Consider the following 25,970-nt stretch of genomic DNA (forward strand, 5'->3'; position numbering starts at 1 on the left):
TCCTCCGAGTGCGGCGTCGGGCGACCGGACAATGGTGGCGTGAGCACCAAGGCCCCGTGGTCCAGCCCGACACCGGCGTTCGCGCGCGCCCGCCAGGCGTTCCAGCAGCGTCGCGAGGCCGAGCGGCGTCGCGCCGAGCCCGCCCCGCGCACCGCGGCGTCGGCGCCCCGACGGCAGCGGAGCGGCACCTCGGAGCGCCGCGGAGGCTGACCGTGCGGGCGGCGGCGTTGCCGCCCACGGCGGGCCGGAGGACAGTGGGACGGGCAGGGGCGCCACGACGGCACCCTCGCGCCCAGCCCGAGCCCACCGCACGCAGCCGGACCGCCCCCGGACCGGCGAGAAGGGACCTGCCATGGCGTTCACGATCGGCTACTTCGTCGGGAGCCTCGCGACCGGCTCGATCAACCGCACCCTGTCCAAGGCGCTGATCCGGCTCGCTCCCGAGGAGCTCGAGTTCACCGAGATCCCCATCAAGGACCTCCCGCTGTACAGCTACGACTACGACGCCGACTTCCCGCCGGAGGGCCGGGCGCTCAAGGAGGCGATCGAGGCCTCCGACGGGATCCTCTTCGTCTCCCCGGAGTACAACCGGTCCATCCCCGGCGCCCTCAAGAACGCCATCGACTGGGGCTCGCGGCCGTGGGGGACCAACTCCTTCGCCCGCAAGCCCACCGGGATCATCGGGGCCTCGCCCGGCGGCATCGGCACCGCCGTGATGCAGTCCTCGATGCGCAGCGTCCTGAGCTTCCTCGACGCGCCCCAGCTCAACGCCCCCGAGGCGTACATCACGTTCAAGCCGGAGGTGTTCGGTGACGACGGCGAGGTGACGGACGAGTCGACGGCCCAGTTCCTGCGCCACTACATGGAGGAGTACTCCGCGTTCGTCCAGCGCGTCCTGGCGGTGACGGCGCCCGGTCACATCGGCGACGAGGACCCGAGCTCGCGCAAGTGAGCCGGGCTTGCTCGCGTGCGGCGGGCCGGGATTGCGCGCGCGGCCGGCCGGGCTTGCTCGCGCGGCCGGCAGGCTCGAGCGCGTGCGGCGGGCCGCCGTGGCTAGGCTTCGACGATGAGCAACCGGGAGACCGCGCCGGTCGAGACGATCTGCGTCAGCGGTGACGGCACCGCGGGCGTCGAGCTGCTGGAGCCTCGCGTCGTGCCCCTCGGCGGGCCGCGCGCGATGGGTGTGCGCCGCACGCTGCCGCAGCGGCGCCGCAGCCTCATCGGCGCCTGGTGCTTCCTGGACCACTACGGCCCGGACCGGGTGGGCGAGACCGGCGGGATGTACGTCCCGCGCCACCCGCACACCGGGCTGCAGACCGTCAGCTGGCTCTTCACCGGGGAGATCGAGCACCGTGACTCCGCGGGCCACCACGCGCTCGTGCGCCCGGGCGAGGTCAACCTCATGACCGCCGGCCGGGGGATCAGCCACTCCGAGCTCTCCACGGCCGGCACCGAGGTCCTGCACGGGGCGCAGCTCTGGGTGGCGCTGCCCGACGCCGCCCGGCACACCGCTGCGGGGTTCGAGCACCACCGGCCCGAGCCCGTGTCCGGACCCGGCTGGGAGGTTCGGGTCTTCCTCGGCTCGCTGGCCGGCAGCGTCTCGCCCGTGCGCACGCACACGCCGCTCCTCGGCGCCGAGGTCCTGCTCCGGCCCGGTACCGAGCTGCGGTTGGACGTGGAGACCTCGTTCGAGCACGGCGTCCTCGTCGACGACGGCGACCTCGCCCTCGACGGCCGGGCGGTGCCGGTGGACCACCTCGCCTATGTCCCGACCGGCCGCACCGGGATCACGCTCGCGGTGGGGGAGCGGCCCGTCCGGGCCCTGCTCATCGGCGGCGAGCCGCTCGGCGAGCAGATCGTCATGTGGTGGAACTTCGTCGGCCGGGACCACGACGAGGTGGTGCGCTACCGGGCGGAGTGGATGGCCGAGATCGGCGCCGACGGCGACGTCGTGACCGACGACCCGGCGCTCGTGGGCCCCGGCGGTGAGCGGCTGCCCCGCTTCGGCACCTTCCCGCCCGGGGAGCCCCCGCCCCTGCCCGCGCCGGAGCTGCCGCAGGTGCGGATGCGCCCGCGGGGCTGAGCACGGTCGCCCTTCCCGGTGTCGGTGCGCCGTGGTTGTCTGGGCGCACCGACCGAGGAGGACCCGTGGCGGCTACCGTCCAGATCACGTTCGACGCCCACGACCCCGGCGCCCTCGCCCAGTTCTGGGCGCAGGTGCTCGGGTACGAGCTCGACCCGCCCCCGCCCGGGTTCGCCACCTGGGACGAGGCGCTGGAGGCGTGGGGCGTCCCCCCGGAACGGCGCAACGACCGCTCGGCGCTCAGCGACCCCGACGGCGCAGGACCCCGGCTGTTCTTCCAGCGCGTGCCCGAGGGCAAGACGGCGAAGAACCGGGTGCACCTCGACGTCCGCGCGGCACCGGGGCTCACCGGGGAGGACCGGATGGCCGTGCTCGAGGCCCGGTGCGCCGACCTCGTGGCGCTCGGCGCGCGGCGCCTGACCCGGTTCGAGCCGGACGCGATGGACGCCGGCTGGATCGTCATGCAGGACCCCGAGGGCAACGAGTTCTGCCTGGACTAGCTTGCGACGGCGTCGTCGTCTGCGTCGGCCCGGCTCCGCAGGTGCTGGACGGCCTGGCGGATGGCGCCCGCGACGTCGTCCGGCCCGCCGACGACCTCGTACTCCACCGCCCGTCCGGGCTCCCCCCGGTGGAGGTAGTGCAGGACCCAGCCCTCGCGGCGCCGCCAGACGAGGACGGGGGCGTCGAGGATGCTCGGGTCGTCGTCCGGTTCGAACAGGACGTCCAGGGTCGTCGTCGCGGTCATACCCACCTCCGGGGATTGCCTGCACTTTGCTCAACCAACACTATGGCGTGAGGCTAGCGTGGTCCGATCAAGACTCGGGCGGGACGTTCGGCCCGGCGGCCGTGCGGAGGAGGGACCGCAGGACCCGGCGGGTGTGGGGCTCGTCGAGCACCTCGCCGACCCAGGCGGCGGAGTCCGCCCGGTCCGGCGAGCGGACGTTGGGCGCCAGCCAGTCCTCGGCCGCGACCTCGGTGATGTGCCCGAGCTGGGCGATGAGCATGGTGAAGTGACCCGGCCGCTCGACCCGGCCGGGTCCGCCCGCGCCCTCGTACGCCGCGACCAGCGCGCGGACGCGACCGGGATCGGTGCGGGCGAACTCGAAGAGCACGGCGCCGAGCTCGTTGCTGGGGTCGGCCGGCCCGGCCTCCTCCCAGTCGATGACGCACAGGCCGTCGTCGGTGGGAAGGAGGTTGTCGGCCCACAGGTCGCGGTGGCAGGTGCGCAGCGTCCGTGGCGGCTCGATCCAGGACTCGAGCGCGACGAGCTCGTCGCGCAGGGCGGCGAGCCGGCCGGCGAACGGGGCGCCCCCGGCCCGCAGCCTCGCGAGCAGGTCGTCCCACCGGTCGGCGCCGACCGGGGTGTGCGACCAGGGGTCCGGGGGACCGCTCGGACCGGCGTCCCGCACCTGGTGCAGGGCCCCGAGGACGGTCCCCACCATCTCCGGTTCCACGAGGGGGTCGGGTGGGAGCAGGTCCACCCACTCGAACACGCGGACCGCGACGCCCCGGACCTCGGCCAGGACATCTCCCTCGGTCGTGCGCACGACCGCCGGGGTCGGCACGCCGGCGGCGTGCGCGGCCTCCTGGAACCGGGTCGCGGGCAGGACCTCGGCCTCCCGGCGCGGGTGGAAGGAGGTCTTGACCGCCCAGACGCCGTCGCTGGTCGTCAGGCGCCAGACCTCGCCCTGGCGCCCGCGCGCCACGGGCCCGGCCGACAGGCCCGGGGCGGAGCCGAGCCCGAACCGCCGCGCCACCTCCGCCGCCTCCACGGACCCACTGCACCACACCGGCGCGCCGCGGGGTAGTGGCACGGGTTTGTCCCCGCCCCCGGCGGGGCCGCTGCTGACTCAGCGCAGGTACGTGTCGACGAAGTCGTTGCGGAACGTCCCGGTCGGGTCCAGCCGGGCGGCCAGCGCGGCGAAGTCGCCGATCCGGGGGTACACGGACCGCACCAGGTCGGGTGCGATCGTGAAGACCTTGCCCCAGTGCGGGCGCGGCGCGTACGGCGCGAGGGCCTCCTCGACGGCGGGCAGCACCGCCGCGACGCCGCCCGGATCCTTGTGCCAGGTGAAGTGCAGCGCCACCGTGTCCCGTCCGTAGGCGGGGCTCAGCCAGAGGTCGTCGGCCGCGACCGTGCGCACCTCGGAGACGTGCAGGACCGGCGCGACCCGCTCCTTCAGCCCCCGCAGCGCCGTGAGCGCGGCGGCGGCGTCAGCCCGTGCGACGAGGTACTCCGACTGGATCTCCTCGCCGCTGCTGGGGGTGAACGCGGCCCGGAAGTGGGGGAGTCGCTCGTGCCACGGACCGGGCACCCCGCCCCTGGACGGTGCAGCTCGCGGCGGGCATCCCTGGCACCGGGTGCACGGGCCCGGCGGCGAGCCGCGCGCCGTGGAAGCTCGTGGCCGGGTGGTCCGAGGCGGCGTCGTCGGTGCGGCGCTTGAGCCAGACCTGGTCGACGTCGTCACCGCGCCAGCGGGTGAACAGGCTGACGCTGTACGCCCCGGCCAGCACCTCGTCGAGCTCGTCCCGGCCGAGGGACCTCGCCGGCAGGTCCTCGTGGACGACCTGGCTGACGTCGTACGTGGGGACGACGTCGAGGGTCAGGCGCACCACGACGCCCAGGGACCCGAGGGCGACGACGGCGCCGGGAAAGTCCTCCGGGTCGTCCGCGCGGCTCAGCGTGCGCAGGTCGCCGTCGCCGGTGACGAGCTCCACGGCCGACACGGCGGAGGCGAGGCCCTGGTTCGTGACCCCGGAGCCGTGCGTGCCGGTCGCGCACGCCCCCGCGACGGAGATGTGCGGGAGCGACGCCATCGCCCGCAGCGCGAAGCCCGCCCGGTGCAGCTGCTCGGCGAGGTCGCCGTAGCGCACGCCCGCCGCGACGGTGACGCGGGAGCGGGCCGGGTCGATCTCGACCGTCGGTGGCAGGCCGGCCACCGAGACGAGGTCCGCCGTCGTGTCCGCGACCCGGCTGAACGAGTGCCCCGTGCCGAGCGCACGGATGCGCTCGCTCGTCCTCACGAGCTCCTGCAGCTCGGCGACCGACCCGGGGCGGTGGACGGCGCGAGCGCGGAAGGTCAGGGTCCGCGCCCAGTTCGTGACGGGTGCGGCAGGGGTGGCGGTCATTTTCGGCCTCCGGGGACGTGGCGGGTTCTGGTCGAGGACCCCGGCTGGGCCCGGGGCGGTCGGGCAGGAACGCGAGAACCCCAGCACCGAGAGGTGCTGGGGTTCTCGAGGTCTACGAGGCGTCAGAGCGGACGAACGTTCTCCGCCTGCGGGCCCTTGTTGCCCTGCGTGACGTCGAACTCGACCTTCTGGTTCTCCTCGAGCGAGCGGTACCCGGAGGTAGAGATCGCCGAGTAGTGGACGAAGACGTCCGCGGTGTTGTCGTCGGGGGCGATGAAGCCGAACCCCTTCTCAGCGTTGAACCACTTGACGGTTCCGGTGGCCATGGCTACTCCTTCTAGAGCTGTCAAACGACCCCGCGTGTCGAGGCCGCTTGTCACGGTGTTTCTCTGTCTGCTCCGCAAAGGAATAGCTAACCCGGACGGGTCCGGGGGCACACAAGACTTCGACGCACTGCAACTGTTCCCTGAGCCTACGGCAATCTCGGCTGTTGTGCGAGCGTCTGCGTGTGGGGCGTGTCTCGCCGGTGGTCCCACCTGAGACGGACGTCGCACCGGTGCGCCGCGCAGGTCTGGTTTACTAAGGTAATGCTTACCTTACCTACGTCGACGGTCGGCGTGCGCAAGGACGACCGGCCCGCCTACCGCCCCTTCGCGGTCCGTGTGCGCGCCGTGCGCGAGCTCACCCCGCACTTCGTCCGCGTGACGTTCGCGGGCGAGGACCTCGCGTGGTTCGGCACCGACGGCCTGGACCAGCGGGTCAAGCTGGTCCTGCCCGGGGCCGACGGGACCCTCGCCGACGTCGGTGCCGAGGACCCCGAGGTCATCCTCGCGGGCACGTGGTACGCCAGGCTCCGGGCGCTGCCCGAGCCGCCGCCCTTCCGGACCTACACGGTGCGGTACGTGCGCCCCGTCGCCCGCGAGATCGACGTCGACATGGTGCGCCACGACGACGCTCCTGGCCCGGTCGGGCCGGCCGCGCGCTGGCTCGCCGGGGTGCGGGTCGGCGACGAGGCGGTCGTCGTCGGGCCGGACGTGCGGTCCCGCACCTCCGCCACGGGGATCGACTGGGCCCCTGGCAGCGCCGCCGACCTCCTGCTCGCCGGTGACGAGACCGCCGCGCCGGCGATCTGCTCGATCCTGGAGTCCCTCCCGGCCGGGCGCCGCGCCCGGGCCTTCGTCGAGGTGCCCACGGCCGCCGACGTGCTCGACGTCACCGTCCCGCCCGGCACGCACATCACGTGGCTCGGCCGCGAGGGCCGGCCGCACGGCGACCTCCTCGTCCCCGCCGTCCAGCAGTGGGTGGGTGCCAACGCCGAGGTGGTCGACGACGCCCGCGCCGTCGCGGAGCAGACCCTCGACGAGGTCGACGTCGACCGCGAGACCCTCTGGGACTCGCCCGTGGTGCAGGTCCTGCCGGTGGACCTGTGCGGACGCGGGGGCGAACGGTGCGGGAGCGACTTCTACGCGTGGTTCGCGGGGGAGGCGGCGGTCATCCGCACCCTGCGCCGGACGCTCGTGTCCGAGATCGGCGTGTGCCGGCGCCGGGTCGCGTTCATGGGGTACTGGCGCCTCGGTCGCGCCGAGGCCCAGTGAGCCCCGCGGGGTCCTTGGAGAGGTCGCGGGCGCGGTCGACGTCGCGCCGGACGCCCACGTCGCCCCGGACGCCCACGACTCCGACGGGTGCCACGACGCAGCGGCCGGCACCGGCGAGCTCAGCCGCGACGGGCCTGCGCACCGCGGGTGCGGGGCCGCTGCCGGCGCCGGCGCGCGTGCGGCGGGCGACCGGGCTGCTGCTGGCCGTCGCGGCGCTCACCCTGGTCGTCCTCGCCTCGCTCGCTCTCGGCGCGCGCGACATCGCCCCGGGTGTGGTCCTCGGTGCGCTCGTCGACCCGACCGGGAGCACCGACCACGCCGTCGTCCTCGACCAGCGGCTGCCCCGCACGGTCGTCGGCCTCGCCGCCGGTGCGGCCCTCGGCCTGGCAGGCGCGGTGATGCAGGGCATCACCCGCAACCCCCTCGCCGACCCCGGACTCCTGGGCATCAACGCCGGTGCCTCCCTCGCCGTCGTGCTCGCCACCGCCGTCCTGGGCGTGACGAGCCCGTCACGGTTCATCTGGTTCGCCCTGGCCGGCGCCGCCGTGGCGGCCGCGATCGTCTACGGCGTCGGTGCCATCGGCCGCGAGGGGGCCACCCCGGTCAAGCTCGCCCTGGCCGGCACCGCGGTCACGGCCGGGCTCACCTCGGTCATCACCCTCCTGCTCATCACCGACACCGACACCATCGCCGCCTACCGGCGCTGGTCGGTGGGCTCCCTCGCCGGACGCGACCTCGACACGGTCGTCGCGCTCGTGCCGTTCCTCCTCGCCGGGGCAGGGCTCGCCCTGGTCACCGCGCGCGCCCTCAACCTCCTCGCCCTGGGCGACGACCTCGCCCGCGGCCTCGGGCAGAACGTCCACCTCGCGCGGGCCGCTGCCGCGGGCGCGGTCGTCCTCCTCGCCGGCGCGGCGACGGCCATGGCGGGCCCGGTCGTCTTCGTCGGCCTCGTCGTCCCGCACCTCGCCCGGCCCCTCACCGGCCCCGACCATCGGTGGCTCCTGCCGTACTCGGTCGTCCTGGGCCCGGTGGTCCTCCTGGCCGCCGACGTCGTCGGGCGGCTCGTCCTGCGTCCGGGCGAGCTCGAGGCCGGCCTCGTCGTCGCCGTCGTCGGCGCCCCCGCCCTGGTGGCGATCGTCCGGCGCACCAAGGTGGCCGGCCTGTGACCGCGGCGGCGGTCGCCGCGGCGACGGCGCCCCGGCCGGTCCCCGACCCGGCGGGCGCCCTGCGGCGGGCGGTGCGCCGGCGGCGGCTCGTCCTCACCGCGCTCGTGGCGGCCGGCCTCCTGCTCGCCTGGGTCACCCTCACCGTCGGAGGGCACGCCGGCGACCTCCTCCGCCTGGTCTCCGGGCAGGCCGGTGCGGGGGAGTCCTTCGTGCTCGAGCGGCTCCGGCTGCCCCGCCTCGCGCTCGGCGCCGGGGTCGGCGTGGCCCTGGCCCTGTCGGGGGCGCTGTTCCAGACCGTCCTGCGCAACCCGCTCGCCAGCCCGGACATCCTCGGCGTCAGCGGCGGGGCGAGCCTGGCCGCCGCGGCGGCGATCCTCCTCGGCGGGCTCTCGGGCGCCGGGGTCTCCCTCGCCGCCCTCGCCGGGGCGGTCGTGGCCGCCGTCGCGATCTACCTGCTCGCCTGGCGCGACGGCGTGTCGGGCTACCGCTTCGTCCTCATCGGTGTGGCCGTGGCCTTCGTCGTCAACGCGGGCCTGGGCTACCTCGTCAGCCGCGCGGGCATCAACGACGTGCGCGAGGTGCTGGTGTGGACCGTGGGGAGCATCGGCACCCCGGCCTGGGACGAGGTCGCAGTGCTCGCGGTCGCGCTCGCCGCGCTGGTGCCGGGCGTGGCGCTGCTCGCCCCGCGGCTGCGCATCCTCCAGCTCGGTGACGACGCCGCCGCCGGCCTCGGTGTCCGGGTGGAGGCCGCCCGGCTGACGGCCCTCGGGGTCGCCGTCGCCCTGGCGGCCGCGGCGACGGCCCTGGCCGGGCCGGTCGCGTTCGTCGCGTTCGTCAGCGCCCCCGTCGCCCGGCGCCTGCTGCCCGGGCTGGCCCTGGTGCCCAGCGCCGTCGTGGGGGTCGTGCTCGTGCTGGCGGCCGACCTCGCCGCGCAGCACCTCCTCGCCCAGCCGGTGCCGGTCGGGATCGTCACGGGGGTGGTCGGCGCCCCCTACCTGCTGTGGCTGCTGGCGACCGGCAACCGGGAAGGACGCGGAGCATGAGACCCGCCCACCAGCTCCAGGCGCGCGGGCTGAGCCTGGCCTACGACGGCGACCTCGTCGTGCGCGACCTCGACCTCGTGGTGCCCGACGGCGCCACCACGGTGGTCGTCGGGGCCAACGGCTGCGGCAAGTCCACCCTGCTGCGGGGCCTGGCCCGGCTCCTGCGGCCGCGCGCGGGACAGGTGCTGCTCGACGACGCACCGGTGCACCGGCTGCCCGCGAAGGAGGTGGCGCGCGTCGTCGGCATCCTGCCCCAGTCGCCGACCGCCCCGGAGGGCATCACGGTCGCCGACCTCGTGGGCCGGGGTCGCTACCCCCACCAGGGCCGGTTCCGGCGGTGGAGCAGCACCGACGACGACGTCGTGGCCGCGTCGCTCGCCGCGACGGGCACCGCGGACCTGGCGGCCCGCCGGGTCGAGGAGCTCTCCGGGGGCCAGCGTCAGCGGGTGTGGATCGCGATGGCGCTCGCCCAGGACCCCGACATCCTTCTGCTGGACGAGCCCACCACGTTCCTCGACGTCGCCCACCAGCTCGACGTGCTCGACCTCCTGCGCGCCCACAACCGCGAGCGCGGGACCACCGTGGTCATGGTCCTGCACGACCTCAACCTCGCTGCGCGCTACGCCGACCACCTCGTGGTCATGGCGGAGGGCTCGGTGGTGGCGGCCGGCACGCCGGCCGAGGTCATCACCCCGGACCTGCTGCGCCTGGCGTTCGGCCTCGACGCCGAGGTCCTTCCCGACCCCGTCGCCGGTGCGCCCATGGTCGTCCCGCGCGGCCGGGTGACGCAGGTCACGTCCTGACGGTTCGACGCCCGGCCGGATATAGGTAAGGTAAGGCTTGCCTAAGTCGCCCGTCGGCGACGCTCGTCCGGAACACCCTGGAGACTCCATGAACTACCGGCTCGCGGCCGTGGCCGTCCCGCTGGTCCTCGCCCTGTCCGCCTGCTCCGGTCCTGCCGGCGGGGAGGCGGACGCACCCGCCACGACCGCGGCCGGCGTCACGCTCACGCACGCGTTCGGGCAGACCGAGGTGCCCGGCGACGCCCGGCGCGTGGTGACCCTGGGCTGGGGGAGCACCGAGGCGGCACTGGCGCTCGGCGTCGTACCGGTGGGTATCGAGGCCCAGACCTACGCTGCGGACGAGGACGGCCGGCTCCCGTGGGTGACCGAGGCGCTCGCGGAGACCGGCGAGGAGCCCACGATGGTGCCGGCGAGCGTGGAGGAGCCCGCCTACGAGGAGATCGGCGCGCTCGAGCCGGACGTCATCCTGGCCCCGTACTCGGGCCTGACCGCCGAGCAGTACGAGATCCTCAGCGAGATCGCCCCGACGGTCGCCTTCCCCGAGGAGCCCTGGACGACGCCGTGGCGCGAGGTCATCACCATCGTCGGCGAGGCGTTGGGCCGCACCGCCGAGGCCGAGGAGCTCGTCGCCGACCTCGACGCCCGGATCGAGGAGGAGGCCGCCGCCCACCCCGAGCTCGAGGGGAAGAGCGTGGCCGCGGTGTGGGACGTCGGCGGGACGTTCTGGGTGTACAAGCCGCAGGACTCCCGGGTGGACTTCCTCCTCGACCTCGGGCTGGTCAGCGCCCCGGCCGTCGAGGAGCTCGCCAGCGGCGAGGAGAGCTTCGTCTACACCCTCAGCTACGAGGAGACCGACCGGCTCGAGTCCGACATCCTCGTCACCTACGCCAGCACCGAGGAGGAGGTCGAGACCTTCCTCGGGCAGTCCTACGCCCAGGCGATCCCCGCCGTGGCGGAGGGCTCGGTGGCCGCGATCACCGGCGACGAGCTCGTCGCGGCGATGTCCCCGCCCACCGCGCTGTCGGTCGACTGGGGTCTGGACACCTACGTCGAGCTGATCTCCGCCGCCGCGGCGGACTGATCGCGGCCGGGGCTGCGGGGCGCGCGGCCCGCGGCGCCGGGGACCTCGAGGTGGCCCGCGACGACGCGGGCCACCGCCGCGTCCGCCGCCGGGCGGTGCGGGTTCTCCCGCTCGAGCAGGACGATCACCTCGCAGTGGTCGGTCTGGGGGAACATGTCCAGCACCCGGGCCCGGCGCACGGCCAGGGACGGCATGGCGGCGAGGTCCCGGGCGAGAGAGGCCGCGTTGCAGCTGGAGTACACCACGTGCCGGGTGCCGGAGGCCTCCAGCCAGGCGGCCAGGTCGGCCCCGATGCCCCGCCGCGGCGGGTTGACCACCACGAGGTCCGGGACGTCCTCGGCCGACAGGGCGTAGGTCGTGGCGTCGCCGGCGAGGAAGCGCACCGACGTCAGCCCGGCGGCGTCCCGGCCGGCCTCCGCACTGGCGACCGCCTCGTGGCTGGTCTCGATCCCGACGACGTCGCGCCGGCCGTCCGCCAGGTGCAGGGCGAACCCGCCGACCCCGCAGTACAGGTCCCACACCGTGCCGGGGTCGACCTCGGCCACCCACTGTCTTGCCTGGCGGTACAGCGCGGCCGCGACGGCGGTGTTGGTCTGGAAGAAGCTCTGCGGACGCAGGTGGAGGTCGACGTCGCCGACGCGCATCCGCAGCGCGGTGGCCTCGGTCAGCACGATCTCGCGCGGGCCCTCGAGCACGGCCTTGTGCTCGGGCTGGAGGTTGACCGAGACGACCTCAAGGCGCGGCAGGGCGGCCCGGAGCCAGGGCAGGTGCTTGCGCAGGCGTGTGAGGGGCTCCTGGGAGCGCAGGACGAACCGCAGCATGAGCTCGCCGTCGGCGGAGCCGGTCAGGAGCAGGTACTTCAGCTCTCCGCGGCGGGTGGGGACGTCGTACGGGGTGAGGTGCGCACGGGTGACGAAGGCGGCGAGGACGTCGAAGGACGCGCGCAGGTCGGCGGCGGTCACCCCGCACCCGCGCAGGTCCACCCCGCGTCCGTCCGCGTCGAGGATGCCCAGCGTCGGGTGCTCGACCGTGCCGGCGACGACCATCTTGGCCTTGTTGCGGTACCCGGACTCCTGGCTCGGCACCGGTGGCAGCCACTCGACCCCGGCCGGCAGCAGCTCCTCGCAGTGGCGCTGCTTGCCGGCGAGCTGGTCGTCGTAGGGCCGGCCCATGAGGGAGCAGGAACGGCAGCGGTCCGCGTCGAAGTAGGAGCACTGCACAGGGTGGGAGTCTACGTCGGGCGGGAGGCGGGCGGTCGGGCGGTCGGGCGGAGGGGGTCAGGGGCGTCGGGGTCTGGCGGGACGCACTCCCGCGACGTAACGTCGTGCCATGAGGCGCGACGCGTGGACCAGGTGGATCCCGGCGATCGTCGTGCCGGCGGCGATCGGGGCGGGCTCGCTCGTCGTCGCCGGGCAGGCCGGCGCGGCCGTGGACCTGCCCGACCTCACCGCCGAGGAGGTCCTCGTCATGGCGGCGGAGCACGAGGTCGAGTCCTTCTCCGGCGCCTTCGAGCAGACCTCGGACCTGGGCCTGCCCGAGCTCCCCGGCGGGTTTGCCGGACCGGGCGACCCCTCGGCCGGCCCGTCCGGGGCCGACCCGGCCGCGGTGGTCGGCGAGGTGCTGGCGGCGCTGACGCAGGACCGGTCCGGCCGGATCTACGCCGACGGTCCCGAGCGCGTGCGGGTGCAGCTCCTCGACCGGTTCGACCAGGTCGACCTCGTCCGCTCGGGCACGCAGGTGTGGCTCTACGACTCCGCCGAGAACACCGCCACCCACCTCACCCTCCCGGCGGACGCCGTCCCGGGCGGCGCGACGACGGGGCACTCGCTCACCCCCGAGGAGGTGGCCGCACGGTTCGTCGCGGCCGCCGAGGACGGTGCGGACCTCACGGTCGGCGAGGACCGGCTCGTCGCCGGCCGGCCCGCGTACGAGCTGGTCGTGGACCCCCGCACCGAGGACACCCTCGTGGACTCGGTGAGCCTCGCCGTCGACGCGGAGACGGGCTTCCCGCTGGCGGTCACCGTCCGCGCCGTCGGGCAGCAGGACCCCGCCCTCTCGCTCGCGTACACCTCCTTCGACCCGGTCGCCCCGGACGCGGGTCTGTTCGCCTTCGAGCCCCCCGAGGGGGCCGAGGTCGTCGAGAAGGAGCTGCCCGAGGGGCTCGCGGACGGACTGCCCGAGAACCCGCACGGCGTCGACCGGTCGCACCCTGGCCTGCCCGGCGACGACGCGACGGCGGGCCCCCGCGACCTCGCGGCCGCGGAGGGCTTCGGGCTCGAGGGCTCGGGCTGGGACGCTGTGGTCGTCGCCCCGGCCGGGACCGACCTCCTGGACGACCCGCTGCTCGACCAGCTCACCACCGAGGTCGACGACGGCCGGGCTCTGTCGACGTCGCTGCTCACCGTCCTGCTCACCGACGACGGCCGGGTGCTCGCCGGCGCCGTCCCCCTCGAGCGGCTCCTCGCCGTCGCCGCGTCCTGACGTGGGCACCGCCGTGGCGCCCGGGGCGACGGAGCTGGCGATCGAGACCACGGCCCTGACCAAGCGGTTCGGCCGGCAGCGAGCCGTGGACGCGGTCGACCTCGCCGTCCCGCGCGGCGCGGTCTTCGGCTTCCTCGGTCCCAACGGGTCCGGCAAGACCACGACGATCCGTGTGCTCCTCGGCCTCGCCTCGGCCACCGAGGGCGGCGCCCGGGTCCTCGGGCAGGAGGTCCCGCGCGGGCTGCGCGAGGTCCTGCCCCGGGTCGGCGCCCTCGTGGAGGGACCGGCGTTCTACCCCTTTCTCTCCGGTACCGCCAACCTCGAGCGCCTCGACACCGCGAACCGGTACGCCCCGTCGGCCACCCGGACCGAGCGGGTCCACCGCGCGCTGGAGCGGGTGGGCCTGTCGCACGCGGCGGGCAAGCGGGTGCGGGCCTTCTCGCTCGGCATGAAGCAGCGGCTCGGCATCGCCGGTGCGCTCCTCTCCCCGCGTGACCTCCTCGTCCTGGACGAGCCCACCAACGGCCTGGACCCCCAGGGCACGCGCGAGGTGCGCAGCCTCGTCCGCTCCCTCGCCGCGGAGGGCGCGACGGTGTTCGTCTCGAGCCACCTGCTGGCCGAGGTCGAGCAGATGTGCACACACGTGGCCGTCATGAGCGCGGGGTCCCTCGTGGCGCAGGGCAGCCTGGCGGAGCTCCGCCGCTCGGGCGGGGCGGCCCGTGTGCGGGTGCGCACCCCCGACGGCGCCGCCGCGGCCGCCGAGCTCGCCCGGCTCGGGCTCGACCCGGAGCCGGCCGGTGACGCCGTCCTGGCGAGGTTCGGCGGCGCGACCGGGGACGCCACGCCCGGTCCGGCGCCCGAGACGATCGTCGTCGCGCTCGTCGCGGCCGGGGTCCGGGTCCGCGGGTTCGCCGTGGAGGAGCCCACCCTCGAGGAGCGGTTCGTGGCCCTGACCGGGGAGGGGTTCGACGTTGCCCAGTGAGGCCTCGCCGGGGTGGGCCCTGCTGGGCTCGGAGCTGGCCGTGCTGTTCCGCCGGCGCCGGACCTGGGCGATGCTCCTCGCGCTCGCGGCGATCCCCGTCCTCATCGCCGTCGCGGTGCGGCTGTCGTCCTCCCCGCCGGGGCCGGGGGAGGGGCCAACCTTCATCGACCGGATCACCCAGAACGGCCTGTTCGTCTCGGTGACGGCGCTCGTCGTCACCGTGCCGCTGTTCCTCCCCCTGACCGTGGGCGTCGTCGCCGGGGACACGATCGCCGGCGAGGCCGGCCTGGGGACGCTGCGGTACCTGCTCATCGCCCCGGCCGGGCGGGTCCGGCTGCTCCTGGTCAAGTTCGCGGGCGCCGCGGCGTTCTGCGTGGCCGCGACCCTGACGGTGGTGCTCACCGGCGCCGCGATCGGCGCCGCCCTCTTCCCGGTCGGCCCCGTGACCCTGCTCTCCGGCGACACGGTCGGGACGGGCGAGTCGGTGGTCCGGTCCCTCCTCGTGGCCGGCTACGTCACGGTCTCCCTCCTCGGGCTCGCCGCCGTCGGGCTGTTCGTCTCCACCCTCACCGAGGTCCCGGTCGGCGCCATGGCGACCACCGTCGTCCTCGCCATCGTCTCCCAGGTGCTCGACTCCCTCGCGCAGCTCGAGTGGCTCCACCCGTGGCTGCTCAGCCACCACTGGCTCGGCTTCGCCGACCTCCTGCGCAACCCGATGGCGTGGGGGTCCTTCACGGACAACGCGCTCCTGCAGGCGGGGTACGTGCTCACCTTCGGTGCGCTCGCCTACGGGCGCTTCGTGACCAAGGACGTGCTTTCCTGATCCTCCGACCCCTCTTTCGGAAGGCACCCCACGTGGACACGACCGGCCTCATCTATGCCGCCGCGGGCCTCGCCGCCCTCCTCGCGGCGCTCCTGCCCGTCGCGCTGCGGCGTGCCCCGGTGTCCATGCCCATGGCCTTCCTCGGCGCGGGGGTCCTCGCGTTCGCCACGATCCCCGAGCTGCCCGACCCGGACCCGCTGGCGCACGGCGGCGTCGCCACGCACCTGACCGAGGTCGTCGTCATCATCTCCCTCATGGGCGCGGGTCTGGCGCTCAACCGCCCGATCGGGTGGCGGCGGTGGATCACCACCTGGCGGCTGCTGGGCATCACGATGCCGCTGACCATGCTCGCGGTGGGTCTCCTCGGCGGCTGGCTGCTGGGCCTGGGTGCGGCGGGCGCCGTGCTCCTCGCCGCCGCCCTGGCCCCCACCGACCCGGTCCTGGCGAGCGAGGTGCAGGTGGGCGAACCGTCCGACGACCCGTCGGACGAGGACGAGGCACGGTTCGCGCTGACCTCCGAGGCCGGCCTCAACGACGGCCTGGCCTTCCCCTTCACCTACGCCGCGATCGCCATCGCGACGGCGGGGGTGGCACCGTCGGGCTGGCTCGGTGAGTGGCTGCTCGTCGACGTGGTGTGGCGCCTGACGGCCGGGGTGCTCGTCGGCGTCGGGGTCGGGTGGCTCCTGCGCACCCTGTTCTTCCGGGCCCCCTCCGAGCGCTTCCGGCTGGCCGAGCACGGCGAGGGCTTCGTCGCGCTCGCAGCCACCTTCGCCGCCTACGGCGCGGCCGAGCTCATCGAGGGGTACGGCTTCGTCGCCGTCTTCGTCTGCGCGTTGACCATCCGATCGGCCGAGCGGGACCACGGCTACCACAAGATCCTCCACGAGTACGTCGAGCAGATCGAGCGGCTCCTCACCATCGTCGTCCTCATCCTCCTCGGGGGTGCCGTCGCCCGCGGGCTCCTCGCCGAGGTGGGCTGGCAGCACGTCGCCCTGGCGCTGGCGGCGGTGCTCCTGGTGCGCCCCCTCACGGGTTGGGTGGGGCTCGCCGGCGGGAAGACCGGGCCCCGTGAGCGCGGCGCGATCGCGTACTTCGGCATCCGCGGGATCGGCTCGCTGTACTACGTCTCCTACGCCCTGGGGAAGGCGGAGTTCGACCAGGCGGAGACGCTCTGGGCCACCGTCGGGCTCGTCGTGGTGACCTCCGTCGTCATCCACGGCGTCACCGCCACACCGTTCATGGCCGAGCTCGACCGCCGCCGGGAGCGGGCGGCCGCCGTCAGCGGCCGGCCGGAGGCGGCGCCGACCACCCCCGTGTGACCACCAGGGGGCCCGCTACCCCCCGCCGAGCCGCCGGAGCAGGAGGACGCACACGTCGTCGTGCCCCTCACCGCCCTCCAGGAGGCGGGCGGTGAGGGCGGCGACGAGGTCGGCGGGCGGCAGGCCGCCCACCTCGTCGAGGTGAGCGGTGAGAGTGGCCAGTCCCGTGCGCAGGGACCGGTCGCGCCGCTCGACGAGCCCGTCGGTGAACAGCAGAAGGCGGTCCCCGGTCGCCAGCTCGAGCGTGTCCTCCACGCGGCCCCGGCCGGGGTGCCCGAGGCCGAGCGGCGTCGAGCGCCCGCCCCACACCAGGCGCCCGGGGCCGTCGACGGGCAGCAGGAGGGGCGGCATGTGGCCGGCGCACGCGTAGCGCGCCCGGCCGGTGCCCAGGTCGAGCTCGACGTAGGCCAGCGTCGCCGACACGGCGCCGTCGACCTGCTCGACGAAACGGTCCAGCCGTGTGAGGACCTCGGCCGGGGACGTCCCCGGACCGGCCACCGCACGCACGGCGCTGCGCAGCTGGCCCATCGCGATCGCGGCCCCGAGCCCCCGGCCCACCACGTCCCCGACGACGAGGGCGAGGGTGTCCTCGTCGACCCGGAACGCGTCGAACCAGTCCCCGCCCACCTCAAGGCTGTCCACACCCGGGTGGTAGGCGGTGGTGACGTCGAAGCGGGGGTCGCTGGGCGGCTCGCCGGCGAGCAGCGAGTCCTGGAGCTGGTGGGCGATGCTCGTGCTCTGCTCGTAGAGCAGGGCCCGGTCGAGGGCGAGGCCGGCCTGCTCGGCGACGGCGGTGACGATCTCGGGGTCGAGCGGCTCGGCGCCGGGCGCCGGGCTCGGCAGGAGCGAGAGGAAGCCGTGGAGGCGGGTCTGGCCGTGGAGCGGCGCGACGAACCACTCGCCCTCGGACCGGGTGGATCGCCCCTTCCGGGCCGGCCGCAGACGCGGACGCGGCGAGGCCGGTCCGAGGTGGGAGCGAAGGACCAGTCCGTCCGGGTCGGTGAGCCAGAGGCTCGCGGCAGCGGCGCCGAGCCGACCGGTCGAGGCCTCGAGCAGCGCGGCGCCGACGCCGTCGACGCCCACGCCCAGGGAGAGGGCGGAGGTCGCGGCGAGCAGCGCCGCCGTCCGCGCCGTCGAGGTCTCCGCCGCGCGGCGGGCGGCGAGGAGGTCCCGCTCGTACCGGCTGCGCTCCCGGGCACCCGAGACGGCGACGAGCACCTCGTCCTGCCCGGCGCCGTCGGGACGCGCGGTGGCGGCGACGAGCACCGGGAGGCGGCCGTGGGGCGTCCTCAGCTCGAGGGCGACCTCGTCGAACCTGCCGTCCACGAGCAGCAGCGGGGAGAGGTGGGTCTCCCAGAAGATCCGCCCGCCCACGGACAGCAGCTCGGTGAACCGGGCACCGCCCAGGACCTCGGCGACCGGCCGTCCGACCCAGGAGAGGAACGTCTTGTTCGCGGCCGAGACGGTCCCGTCGGGCCGGAGCCGGACGAGCCCGCACGGCGCACCGTCCCAGGGGTCCGGTGGGGCGTTCACGCGGCGAGGTACCCGCGCATCGCGGCGACGAGCTGGTCCGGCGCGCTGAGGTTGGGGCAGTGCCCGACGGCGTCGAGGGTGACCAGCTCGGAGCCGGCGAGGTGCCGGTGGACGAACGCGCCCACCGAGGGCGGGGCGATGACGTCCTCCCGGGTCTGGACCACCAGGGCGGGGGTGCTCACCCGCGCCAGGTCGGCGCGGTTGTCGGAGCGGAAGGTCGTGCGGGCGAAGTGGCGCGCCACGGCCGGGTCGGTGCGGCAGAAGCTGGAGGTGAGCTCCTCGCCGAGCTCGGGCCGGTCGGGCACGCCCATGATCGTCGGGGCGATGAACGCCGACCAGCCGAGGTAGTTCTCGTCCATGGTCTCGAGCAGCTCGTCGATCTCCGCGCTCGTGAACCCGCCGCGGTACTCGCCGTCGTCGGTGTACCGGGGGTTCGGGCACACGAGCACGAGGCGGGCGAAGCGCTCGGGGCGCCGGGCGGCGGCGAGCGCGCCGATCATCGCGCTGACCGAGTGCCCGACGAAGGTCACGGGGGCGAGGTCGACGGTGTCGAGGATCTCCAGGACGTCCTCGGCGTAGCCGTCGAGGGAGGAGTAGCGCTCCGGGCGGAAGGCGGCGACGTCGGAGCCACCGGCACCGACGTGGTCGAACAGGACGACCCGGTGGGAGCGCTCGAACGCCGGGGCCACGTGACGCCACATGCCCTGGTCGCACCCGAAGCCGTGCGCGAGGACCATGGGCGGGGCGCCCTCGGGCCCGCTGAGCCGGACGTTGTTGCGCTCGAGCACTCTCACCCCGGCAGGCTACGGGACGGCGCGCCGCCGCCGCGCGCCGGCCCGGCGCAGCGGGGCAGGCGCGCTGCCGGCGGTGCTAGAGCCAGCGTCGGATCGGCGCGACGGCCGCCTCCAGCGCACGCTGCCGGGGGGAGCGCTGCCGCCACCGGTCGAGGTCGATCTCGCGGCTGCGCCCGAGGTCGTCGAGGAACTGCTGCTCGAGGACCTCGACGACGGCGGCGTCGAGGACGACCATCGCGACCTCCTCGTCGTGGTCGAGGGAGCGGCGGTTGAGGTTGCTCGACCCCACGAGGGCGGCGGTGCCGTCGACGACCATGATCTTCGTGTGCAGCATGCTGGGCTGGAAGTTCCACACGCGCACCCCGGCGTCGGCGAGCTCGGCGTAGACCGCCTCGCCGGCGAGCTGGGCCACCCGCTTGTCCGCGTGCGGACCGGGCACGAGGACGTCGACCTCGACCCCGCGCGCGGCCGCCTCGCGCAGCGCGGCCCGCATCGCCTCGTCGGGGGCGAAGTAGGCGCTCTGGAGACGGATGCGCCGGCGGGCCGAGCGCATGAGGACGTACCACACCGTGTGGATGTCGTCCCAGCCGATGCTGGCCGAGCCACGCACGACCTGGACCACCGCGTCGCCCCGGTGGGGGTGGTCGGGGAACCGGTCGCGCTCGTCGTAGAGGGACCGGCCGGTCTCGGCCCAGTCCTGGACGAACGCCGCGGCGAGGCCGTCCACCGCCGGGCCCTCGACCCGGAAGTGGGTGTCGCGCCACTGCGTCTCGTCGCGGGCGTCGCCGGCCCACTCCTCGGCGATGCCGACCCCGCCGGTGAACGCGAGGGACTCGTCCACGACGCAGACCTTGCGGTGGCCGCGGTGGTTCTGCTTGAAGGGCGAGCGCACGAGGGGACGTCGGAACCACTGGACGTCCACGCCCGCGGCCTCCATCGCCTGGACGAGGCCGGGCTCGATGTGGAAGCCGCCGAGGGCGTCGATGAGCACGCGCACCCGCACGCCCGCGCGGGCCCGGTCGGACAGTGCGTCGGCGAACGCCCGGGCGGGCCAGCCCTTCCAGTACACGAACGTCATGAGGTCGACGCTGCGGCGGGCCCCACCGATCGCCTCGAGCATGGCGGGGAAGATCTCGTCGCCGTTGTGCAGCACCTGGACGGCGTTGCCCTCGGTGAAGTGCACCCCGATGAGGCACTCGAGGGTGCGCCGCAACCGGCGGCGCGAGTCCTCCCCGCCCTCGGCCCCGGGCCCGGTCACGCCCTCGCCGGGTTCAGGCCGGGTCGCCTCGCTCATGGTGGTCAGGCCCGGCGGAAGCCGGCCCACAGGTCGATGCCCGCGTCGCGCGCGTGGTCGTCGATCGTGGCGAGCTCGTCGTCGGTGAAGGAGAGGTTGTCCAGGGCGCCGAGGTTCTGCTCGAGCTGGGCCACGCTGGAGGCGCCGATGAGGACCGAGGTCACCCGCTCGTCGCGCAGCGCCCACGCCAGGGCCATCTGGGCCAGGCCCTGCCCGCGGCCCTCGGCGATCTCGGCGAGCTTGCGCACGTGGTCGAGTGTGGCGTCGGTGAGCAGGTCGGGGGAGAGCGACTTGCCCTGGCTGGCGCGCGAGCCCTCGGGGATGCCGCCGAGGTACTTGCCGGTGAGCATGCCCTGCGCGAGCGGCGAGAACGCGATGCACCCGGCTCCGACGTCGGCGAGGGCGTCGAGGAGCCCCTCGCTCTCGATCCAGCGGTTGAGCATCGAGTACGACGGCTGGTGGATGAGCAGCGGGGTGCCGAGGTCGGCGAGGATCTGCGCGGCGCGCCGGGTGTCCTCGGGGCCGTAGGAGGAGATCCCGGCGTACAGCGCCTTGCCGCTCGTGACGGCGGTGTGCAGGGCCCCCATCGTCTCCTCCAGCGGGGTGGAGGCGTCGAAGCGGTGGGAGTAGAAGATGTCGACGTAGTCCAGGCCCATCCGGGCCAGGGACTGGTCCAGGCTCGCGAGAAGGTACTTGCGCGAGCCGCCGCCCTGACCGTACGGGCCCGGCCACATGTCGTACCCGGCCTTGGTCGAGATGACGAGCTCGTCGCGGTAGGGACGGAGGTCGTCGGCGAGGTGGCGGCCGAAATTGCGCTCCGCCGAGCCGTAGGGCGGGCCGTAGTTGTTGGCCAGGTCGAAGTGGGTGACGCCCAGGTCGAAGGCGCGACGCAGGATCGCGCGCTGGGTCTCGAAGGGCATGTCGTCCCCGAAGTTGTGCCACAGGCCCAGCGACACCGCAGGGAGGTCGAGGCCGCTGGCGCCGGTGCGGCGGTAGACCATGTCGTCGTAACGGGCGGGGGAAGGGTTGTACGTCATGGCGACGAGTCTGGCCCGTCCGCGACGCCGTGTCCAAGGGCCGGTGCCAGGACGACGACGGCGATCTCCCGGCTGGTCCGCTCCTGGTACCGGGCGTACAGCGGGTGACCGGCGACGATCCGCGGCCACAGCTCGGCCCGCTCCGCGGGGCCGGCGACCCGGGCGTGCATCGCGCGGCCCGGGGCCCCGGGCGGACGCACGTGGACACGCGGGTCCGCGGTGAGGTTGACCAGCCACGCCGGCGGCCGGTCGTCACCGCCGCGGGAGGCGACGACGACGTAGCCGGCGCCGTCGTGGAGCGGGGCGGTGAGCAGGACGGTGTGGCGCCGGCCGGTGCGCCGGCCGGTCGTCGTCAGCTCCAGGACGGGCATGCCGGCCGCGACCCGCCCCACCCGGCCGCGGGAGAGGACCAGGAGCGCGCGGTGGCCGGCGTTCATCGCCCGGAGCAGGGCGTCGGCGGGCATCGGGCCTCCTCGGTCCGCGCGGTGGGCGCGTTGCGGGCACACTACCGAAGGTGCCCGTTGACCCCGTCGCCCGGCTGCTCGCCGACCCGCCCGACCTGCCCGTCGCGGGGGCGCTGGCCGAGCTCGTCGACGCCGTGCGCGCCCGCGGCGCCGCCGTCGTCCATGCCCCGCCGGGCACCGGCAAGACGACCCTCGTGCCGCCCGCGCTCGCCGCGCACGTGCCGGGCACGGTCGTGCTCACCCAGCCCCGGCGGGTCGCCGTCCGGGCCGCGGCCCGCCGACTCGCGTACCTGCTGGGCGAGCCCCTCGGAGCGACCGTGGGCTACAGCGTCCGGGGTGACCGGGTGGTCGGGCCGCGCACGCGCGTCGAGGTCGTCACCACCGGGGTGCTGCTGCGCCGGCTCCAGCGCGACCCCGAGCTCCCCGGCGTCGGCGCGGTCGTCCTGGACGAGGTCCACGAGCGTCATCTTGACGCCGACCTCGCCCTGGCGCTGCTCGTGGACGTCCGCGCCAACCTGCGCCCGGACCTCCCGCTCGTGGCGATGTCGGCGACCGTCGAGGCCGCGAGGACCGCCGCGCTGCTCGGCGAGGGGGTCCCGGTGGTCTCGGTGACGGGCGCCCTGCACCCCGTCGAGATCCTGTGGTGCCCGCCGCCCGCGGCGCGGGCGGACCACCGGGGGGTGACCCCGGCGTTCCTCGGCCACGTGGCCCCGACGGTCCGCCGGGCGCTGGGGGAGCGGTCCGGCGACGTGCTCGTCTTCCTGCCCGGCGCCGGTGAGATCGGCGCGGTGGCCCGCCGGCTGGCGGGGGTCGACGCCGACGTCCGGCCCCTCCACGGCCGCCTGCCCGGACCCGAGCAGGACCGCGCGCTCGACCCCGGCCCGCGCCGGAAGGTGGTGCTCTCCACCGCGGTGGCGGAGTCGTCCCTCACCGTCCCGGGCGTGCGGGTGGTCGTCGACGCCGGGTTCTCCCGGGAGCCGCGCACCGACCACCGCCGCGGTCTGGCCGGGCTGGTGACCGTTGGCGTGAGCCGGGCCGCGGCCGAGCAGCGGGCCGGGCGGGCGGGTCGGGAGGGCCCCGGCGCCGTGTACCGGTGCTGGTCGCCGGCGGAGCACGCCGGCCTGCGCGAGCACCCCGCCCCGGAGATCGCCACCGCCGACCTGGCGTCCTTCGTCCTCGAGGTCGCGTGCTGGGGCGGGGGCGACCTGACCCTGCTCGACCCGCCACCGCCCGCGGCGGCGGACGCCGCCCGGGCGACCCTGCGCCGGCTCGGGGCGCTCGACGACGCCGGCACGGTGACCGCCCGAGGGCGGGCGATCGCCGCGGTCCCGGCGGACCCGCGCCTGGCCCGGGCGCTGCTCGACGCCGCCCCGGTGGTCGGCGCCCGACGAGCGGCGGAGGCGGTGGCGCTGCTGACCGAGTCCACAGCGGGGGACGATCTCGTCGCGGCCCTGCGAGCGCTGCGGCGCGGCGGCGCGGGGTCGGCCGCGTGGGCCGCGCAGGCCCGGCGCCTGCGCAGCCTCCTCGACGAGCGGCGCGGCGGGACCGGCGCGGCGCCGGGTGCTGCGCTGCCCGACGACCTCGCCGTCGGGCTCGTCGTCGCCCTCGCCCACCCCGACCGCCTGGCCCGGCTGCGTCCCGGCGGGTCGGGGTACCTCATGGTCTCGGGCACGGGGGCGGTCCTGCCGCCGGGCTCGGGACTGGCCGGCTCACCCTGGCTCGCGGTCGCCGACGCCGAGCGCACCGCCGGGCGACGCGACGCCCTCATCCGCTCCGCCGTCCCCGTCGACGAGGACCTCGCCCTGGAGGCAGCCGGCGCGACGCTCCACGAGGAGGAGGAGGTGCGCTGGGAGGGACGGGTGATCGCCCGCCGCACCCTCGCCCTGGGAGCGGTGGAGCTGACCTCGACCCCGTTCGACCCGGCTCCGGACCAGGTGGTCGGCGCCGTGCGGGAGGCGCTGCGCAGCGACGGCCTGGACACCCTCGCGTGGTCGGCGGCGGCCCGCGCCCTGCGCGCCCGGCTCGCGTTCCTCCACCGCGCGCTGGGCGAGCCCTGGCCCGACGTCGGCGACGACGCCCTGCTCGAGCTCGACTCCTGGCTCGGGCCCGACCTCGCCCGGGTCCGGGGCGCCGGCGACCTGCAGCGCCTCGACCTTCTCGGTGCCCTGCGCCGGCTCCTGCCCTGGCCCGAGGCCGCCCGCCTGGACGAGCTGGCCCCCGAGCGGGTGACCCTGCCCAGCGGCTCGTCCGCCGCGGTGGACTACACCGGGGAGCGGCCCGTCCTGGCGGCCCGGATCCAGGAGGTCTTCGGCTGGCAGGAGGCCCCCCGTCTGGCCGGCGGGCGGGTGCCGGTGCTCGTGCACCTGCTCTCCCCGGCCCGTCGCCCCGCCGCGGTCACCGACGACCTGGCGTCGTTCTGGGCCACCGGGTACACCCAGGTGCGGGCCGAGCTGCGCGGGCGCTACCCGCGCCACGCGTGGCCGGAGGACCCGCTCACGGCGGCGCCCACCCGCGGCACCGGCCGGCCCCGGCGTGCGTGAGGGGCTGGGTCAGCGACGGGCGGCCTCGTAGCGGGCGAGCGCCTCCACCCGCTCGGCGGCGTGGTCGACCACCCGCTCGGGGTATCCCGGTGCCCCGCCGTGGCGCCACGGCTCGTGCGCGGCGGCGCCGGCCGGGTGTGCGAGCTCGGGGACGTACCGGCGCACGTAGTCGCCGTCGGGGTCGAACCGCAGGCCCTGGGCCACGGGGTTGAAGACGCGGAAGTAGGGGGCGGCGTCCGTGCCGGTGCCCGCGGCCCACTGCCACCCGTGGCTGTTGGAGGCGATGTCGCCGTCACGCAGGAGGTCGAGGAAGTGGCGGGCCCCGTGCGGCCACCACACGTGGAGATCCTTGACGAGGAAGGACGCCGTGACCATGCGGACCCGGTTGTGCATCCACCCCTCGGCGAGGAGCTGGCGCATGCCGGCGTCGACGAACGGGTAGCCCGTGCGTCCGGCCCGCCACGCCTCGAACCGGGTGGCGGTGGGCTCTGCGGCGGGGTCGTCGTACACGAGCGAGCCGAGATCCGCGCGCAGGTCGGCCCACGCCGAGGCGGGGTGGTGGTGGAGGACATCGGCGTAGAACTCACGCCAGCACAGCTCGCTGACGAAGGTCTGCGCGCCCCTGCTGCCGCCCGCCCGGTGCGCGGCGACGTCGGCGAGGAGCGTGCGGGGGTGGACCGTGCCGAGCTTGAGGTCGGCCGACAGGCGCGACGTTCCCGCCACGTCCGGCCGGTCCCGTCGCTCGGCGTAGCGCTCGAGCCCGTTGTCGAGGAACGCCTCCCACCGGCGCAGTGCGGCGTCCTCGCCGGCCCCTCCGGCCCTGCCGGTGTCCGGTCCCGCGAGGACCCGCGCGCCCGCGGGGTCCGTGGGCGCCGCGCCCCACCGGACCGCGGGCAGGGGCGCCGGGCCGGGCGCCCCGTGGTCGCGCCAGGCCCGGGAGAACGGGGTGAAGACGCGGTAGGGGGTGCCGTCGGCCTTGCGCAGGACCCCGGGGCCGACGGCGTAGGGGGTGCCGGTGGCCACGAGGTCCACGTCGAGGGCCCGCTCCACCTCGGCGTCGCGCCGGCGCCCGTACGGGGTGGTCTCCCGGCTGACGTGCACCGCGGCCGCCCCGGTCTCGCGGACGAGAGCGGGAAGGACCTCCTCGGGCCGGCCGCGCCGCACGACCAGGGCGCCGCCGGTGGCCTCGTGCAACGACCGCAGGGCGCCATGGAGCGCGTCGCGCCGGGCTGCGCCCGCGCCGTCGAAGGCCGGGTCGAGGACGAACACCGGCACCACCGGGCCGGCCCCCGCGGCGGCGAGCAGGGCGGGATGGTCCCGCAGGCGCAGGTCGCGGCGGAACCACAGGACGGTGGTGGGCACGTCCGGACACTATCCGTGCCTACCCGGCCACGCCGCTGGGACCAGCCGGCCGAGGGGACACGCCTGAGCCTGAGAACCCCGGCGCAGGGCCGCGAGGTCGCGCCGGGTCGAACAGGCGTACGATGGCGCGCATGACGGTCGGGGCGGACGGCGTCGCCCCGTGGTGGGCGGGCCGGCAGAGGATCCTCAACAGCCGTGGCGTGCCCGGGCGGTTCACGACCGCCCAGGCGCCGGTCCCCGTCGTCGCCCGGCTCGTGTGGGCCGACGACGGCGAGGAGCTCGTGGAGACCGTCGCCACCGCCTGGACGTCACCGCTCGTCCTCGTGGCGGTGGGCGACCCGCGGTCGGCCTACCGGGGGGTGTGGGTGCCCGCCCGGGACGTCACCCGCCGGTGAGGGCGCCGCGACTGCCGTCCCCGGACCGCCGCCCCGGCACCGGCCC

General features: G+C 75.6%; 25 protein-coding genes and 1 pseudogene. 15 read left to right on the forward strand and 11 right to left on the reverse strand.

Annotated elements, in window-relative coordinates; all coding sequences use genetic code 11:
• Positions 1–39 precede the first annotated feature (39 nt).
• From EDD32_RS18910 to EDD32_RS14300, 4 genes are all read left to right on the forward strand, one after another.
• Entirely contained in the window at positions 40–210 is a 171-nt protein-coding gene (locus EDD32_RS18910) for a hypothetical protein (protein WP_170175309.1), read from the forward strand.
• A 142-nt stretch (positions 211–352) separates the two neighbouring features.
• Positions 353–952, forward strand: coding sequence for an NADPH-dependent FMN reductase (locus EDD32_RS14290; protein ID WP_123918503.1), 600 nt, complete (start codon positions 353–355; stop codon positions 950–952).
• Between the two features lie 114 nt (positions 953–1,066).
• Positions 1,067–2,083, forward strand: coding sequence for a pirin family protein (locus EDD32_RS14295; RefSeq protein ID WP_123918505.1), 1,017 nt, complete (start codon positions 1,067–1,069; stop codon positions 2,081–2,083).
• 65 nt (positions 2,084–2,148) lie between these two features.
• Positions 2,149–2,583, forward strand: a complete 435-nt coding sequence (locus EDD32_RS14300) for a VOC family protein (protein WP_123918507.1) — start codon at positions 2,149–2,151, stop codon at positions 2,581–2,583.
• On the opposite strand, the gene EDD32_RS14305 is transcribed toward EDD32_RS14300, so the two are convergent.
• From EDD32_RS14305 to EDD32_RS14320, 4 genes and pseudogenes are all read right to left on the reverse strand, one after another.
• Complete coding sequence (locus EDD32_RS14305) at positions 2,580–2,828, reverse strand: hypothetical protein (protein ID WP_123918509.1); 249 nt, start codon at positions 2,826–2,828, stop codon at positions 2,580–2,582. The genes EDD32_RS14300 and EDD32_RS14305 overlap by 4 nt on opposite strands.
• Before the next feature lie 67 nt (positions 2,829–2,895).
• On the reverse strand, positions 2,896–3,855 hold the full coding sequence (locus EDD32_RS14310) for a phosphotransferase (protein WP_123918511.1): 960 nt from the start codon (positions 3,853–3,855) through the stop codon (positions 2,896–2,898).
• A gap of 78 nt (positions 3,856–3,933) precedes the next feature.
• A pseudogene (locus EDD32_RS14315) lies at positions 3,934–5,212 on the reverse strand (FAD-binding protein).
• 122 nt (positions 5,213–5,334) lie between these two features.
• On the reverse strand, positions 5,335–5,538 hold the full coding sequence (locus EDD32_RS14320; RefSeq protein ID WP_123918513.1) for a cold-shock protein: 204 nt from the start codon (positions 5,536–5,538) through the stop codon (positions 5,335–5,337).
• A 261-nt stretch (positions 5,539–5,799) separates the two neighbouring features.
• On the opposite strand from EDD32_RS14320, the gene EDD32_RS14325 reads away from it, so the two are divergent.
• From EDD32_RS14325 to EDD32_RS14345, 5 genes are all read left to right on the forward strand, one after another.
• Positions 5,800–6,807, forward strand: coding sequence for a siderophore-interacting protein (locus EDD32_RS14325; RefSeq protein ID WP_123918515.1), 1,008 nt, complete (start codon positions 5,800–5,802; stop codon positions 6,805–6,807).
• Positions 6,808–6,983: 176 nt separating this feature from the next.
• Positions 6,984–7,973, forward strand: coding sequence for a FecCD family ABC transporter permease (locus EDD32_RS14330; protein ID WP_246006145.1), 990 nt, complete (start codon positions 6,984–6,986; stop codon positions 7,971–7,973).
• Positions 7,970–9,016, forward strand: coding sequence for a FecCD family ABC transporter permease (locus EDD32_RS14335; RefSeq protein ID WP_170175310.1), 1,047 nt, complete (start codon positions 7,970–7,972; stop codon positions 9,014–9,016). The genes EDD32_RS14330 and EDD32_RS14335 overlap by 4 nt, the downstream gene beginning before the upstream one ends.
• On the forward strand, positions 9,013–9,819 hold the full coding sequence (locus tag EDD32_RS14340) for an ABC transporter ATP-binding protein (protein ID WP_123918517.1): 807 nt from the start codon (positions 9,013–9,015) through the stop codon (positions 9,817–9,819). Before EDD32_RS14335 ends, EDD32_RS14340 begins: the two co-directional genes overlap by 4 nt.
• A gap of 88 nt (positions 9,820–9,907) precedes the next feature.
• Entirely contained in the window at positions 9,908–10,900 is a 993-nt protein-coding gene (locus EDD32_RS14345) for an iron-siderophore ABC transporter substrate-binding protein (RefSeq protein WP_123918519.1), read from the forward strand.
• Here EDD32_RS14345 and rlmC read toward each other — a convergent pair.
• Positions 10,864–12,120, reverse strand: coding sequence for a 23S rRNA (uracil(747)-C(5))-methyltransferase RlmC (gene rlmC, locus EDD32_RS14350; RefSeq protein ID WP_123918521.1), 1,257 nt, complete (start codon positions 12,118–12,120; stop codon positions 10,864–10,866). The genes EDD32_RS14345 and rlmC overlap by 37 nt on opposite strands.
• 109 nt (positions 12,121–12,229) lie before the next feature.
• On the opposite strand from rlmC, the gene EDD32_RS14355 reads away from it, so the two are divergent.
• From EDD32_RS14355 to EDD32_RS14370, 4 genes are read left to right on the forward strand one after another with little or no spacing between them, the layout of a single operon-like run.
• Positions 12,230–13,381 carry a LolA family protein gene (locus EDD32_RS14355; RefSeq protein ID WP_123918523.1) on the forward strand — a complete coding sequence of 384 codons (1,152 nt, stop codon included), beginning with the start codon at positions 12,230–12,232 and terminating at the stop codon, positions 13,379–13,381.
• A gap of 1 nt (position 13,382) precedes the next feature.
• Positions 13,383–14,363, forward strand: coding sequence for an ABC transporter ATP-binding protein (locus tag EDD32_RS14360; protein ID WP_246006146.1), 981 nt, complete (start codon positions 13,383–13,385; stop codon positions 14,361–14,363).
• The gene (locus EDD32_RS14365; RefSeq protein ID WP_281274892.1) at positions 14,353–15,186 is read left to right on the forward strand and encodes an ABC transporter permease; all 834 of its coding nucleotides are present in this window, start codon (positions 14,353–14,355) and stop codon (positions 15,184–15,186) included. Before EDD32_RS14360 ends, EDD32_RS14365 begins: the two co-directional genes overlap by 11 nt.
• Positions 15,187–15,218: 32 nt before the next feature.
• Positions 15,219–16,505: a cation:proton antiporter domain-containing protein gene (locus EDD32_RS14370; protein ID WP_123918525.1), complete on the forward strand. Its 1,287-nt coding sequence runs from the start codon at positions 15,219–15,221 to the stop codon at positions 16,503–16,505.
• A gap of 15 nt (positions 16,506–16,520) precedes the next feature.
• Here EDD32_RS14370 and EDD32_RS14375 read toward each other — a convergent pair whose 3' ends face one another.
• The 5 genes from EDD32_RS14375 to EDD32_RS14395 form a co-directional block, all read right to left on the reverse strand.
• Positions 16,521–18,038 carry a SpoIIE family protein phosphatase gene (locus EDD32_RS14375; protein ID WP_123918527.1) on the reverse strand — a complete coding sequence of 506 codons (1,518 nt, stop codon included), beginning with the start codon at positions 18,036–18,038 and terminating at the stop codon, positions 16,521–16,523.
• Positions 18,035–18,832 (reverse strand): alpha/beta fold hydrolase, encoded by a 798-nt coding sequence (locus EDD32_RS14380; RefSeq protein WP_342771413.1) that lies wholly within the window; start codon positions 18,830–18,832, stop codon positions 18,035–18,037. The genes EDD32_RS14375 and EDD32_RS14380 overlap by 4 nt, the downstream gene beginning before the upstream one ends.
• Positions 18,833–18,908: 76 nt before the next feature.
• Positions 18,909–20,126: a phospholipase D-like domain-containing protein gene (locus EDD32_RS14385; RefSeq protein ID WP_123918529.1), complete on the reverse strand. Its 1,218-nt coding sequence runs from the start codon at positions 20,124–20,126 to the stop codon at positions 18,909–18,911.
• A 5-nt stretch (positions 20,127–20,131) separates the two neighbouring features.
• The gene (mgrA, locus tag EDD32_RS14390) at positions 20,132–21,163 is read right to left on the reverse strand and encodes an L-glyceraldehyde 3-phosphate reductase (RefSeq protein ID WP_123918531.1); all 1,032 of its coding nucleotides are present in this window, start codon (positions 21,161–21,163) and stop codon (positions 20,132–20,134) included.
• Positions 21,160–21,627, reverse strand: a complete 468-nt coding sequence (locus EDD32_RS14395) for a nitroreductase/quinone reductase family protein (protein ID WP_123918533.1) — start codon at positions 21,625–21,627, stop codon at positions 21,160–21,162. Before EDD32_RS14395 ends, mgrA begins: the two co-directional genes overlap by 4 nt.
• Before the next feature lie 74 nt (positions 21,628–21,701).
• Here EDD32_RS14395 and hrpB point away from each other — a divergent pair, with 74 nt between their 5' ends.
• Entirely contained in the window at positions 21,702–24,167 is a 2,466-nt protein-coding gene (hrpB, locus tag EDD32_RS14400) for an ATP-dependent helicase HrpB (RefSeq protein WP_123920573.1), read from the forward strand.
• A gap of 9 nt (positions 24,168–24,176) precedes the next feature.
• Here the strand turns inward: hrpB and EDD32_RS14405 are convergent, their stop codons facing one another.
• Positions 24,177–25,529: a cryptochrome/photolyase family protein gene (locus EDD32_RS14405; protein ID WP_123918535.1), complete on the reverse strand. Its 1,353-nt coding sequence runs from the start codon at positions 25,527–25,529 to the stop codon at positions 24,177–24,179.
• Between the two features lie 131 nt (positions 25,530–25,660).
• Between EDD32_RS14405 and EDD32_RS14410 the strand changes: the two genes are divergently transcribed.
• Positions 25,661–25,924, forward strand: coding sequence for a hypothetical protein (locus EDD32_RS14410; protein WP_123918537.1), 264 nt, complete (start codon positions 25,661–25,663; stop codon positions 25,922–25,924).
• Positions 25,925–25,970 lie beyond the last annotated feature (46 nt).

It is taken from the genome of Georgenia muralis (genome assembly GCF_003814705.1).
In the GTDB taxonomy this organism is placed as follows: Bacteria; Actinomycetota; Actinomycetes; order Actinomycetales; family Actinomycetaceae; genus Georgenia; species Georgenia muralis.

What these genes read in the sequence shown, in the direction of transcription:
- EDD32_RS14385 (WP_123918529.1), bottom strand. Translation starts at nt 20,126, where the DNA reads ATGAGCGAGGCGACCCGGCCTGAACCCGGCGAGGGCGTGACCGGGCCC.
- EDD32_RS14410 (WP_123918537.1), top strand. Translation starts at nt 25,661, where the DNA reads ATGACGGTCGGGGCGGACGGCGTCGCCCCGTGGTGGGCGGGCCGGCAG.
- mgrA (WP_123918531.1), bottom strand. Translation starts at nt 21,163, where the DNA reads ATGACGTACAACCCTTCCCCCGCCCGTTACGACGACATGGTCTACCGC.
- EDD32_RS14295 (WP_123918505.1), top strand. Translation starts at nt 1,067, where the DNA reads ATGAGCAACCGGGAGACCGCGCCGGTCGAGACGATCTGCGTCAGCGGT.
- EDD32_RS14355 (WP_123918523.1), top strand. Translation starts at nt 12,230, where the DNA reads ATGAGGCGCGACGCGTGGACCAGGTGGATCCCGGCGATCGTCGTGCCG.
- EDD32_RS14290 (WP_123918503.1), top strand. Translation starts at nt 353, where the DNA reads ATGGCGTTCACGATCGGCTACTTCGTCGGGAGCCTCGCGACCGGCTCG.
- EDD32_RS14305 (WP_123918509.1), bottom strand. Translation starts at nt 2,828, where the DNA reads ATGACCGCGACGACGACCCTGGACGTCCTGTTCGAACCGGACGACGAC.
- EDD32_RS14345 (WP_123918519.1), top strand. Translation starts at nt 9,908, where the DNA reads ATGAACTACCGGCTCGCGGCCGTGGCCGTCCCGCTGGTCCTCGCCCTG.
- EDD32_RS14395 (WP_123918533.1), bottom strand. Translation starts at nt 21,627, where the DNA reads ATGCCCGCCGACGCCCTGCTCCGGGCGATGAACGCCGGCCACCGCGCG.
- EDD32_RS14340 (WP_123918517.1), top strand. Translation starts at nt 9,013, where the DNA reads ATGAGACCCGCCCACCAGCTCCAGGCGCGCGGGCTGAGCCTGGCCTAC.
- EDD32_RS14320 (WP_123918513.1), bottom strand. Translation starts at nt 5,538, where the DNA reads ATGGCCACCGGAACCGTCAAGTGGTTCAACGCTGAGAAGGGGTTCGGC.
- EDD32_RS14325 (WP_123918515.1), top strand. Translation starts at nt 5,800, where the DNA reads ATGCTTACCTTACCTACGTCGACGGTCGGCGTGCGCAAGGACGACCGG.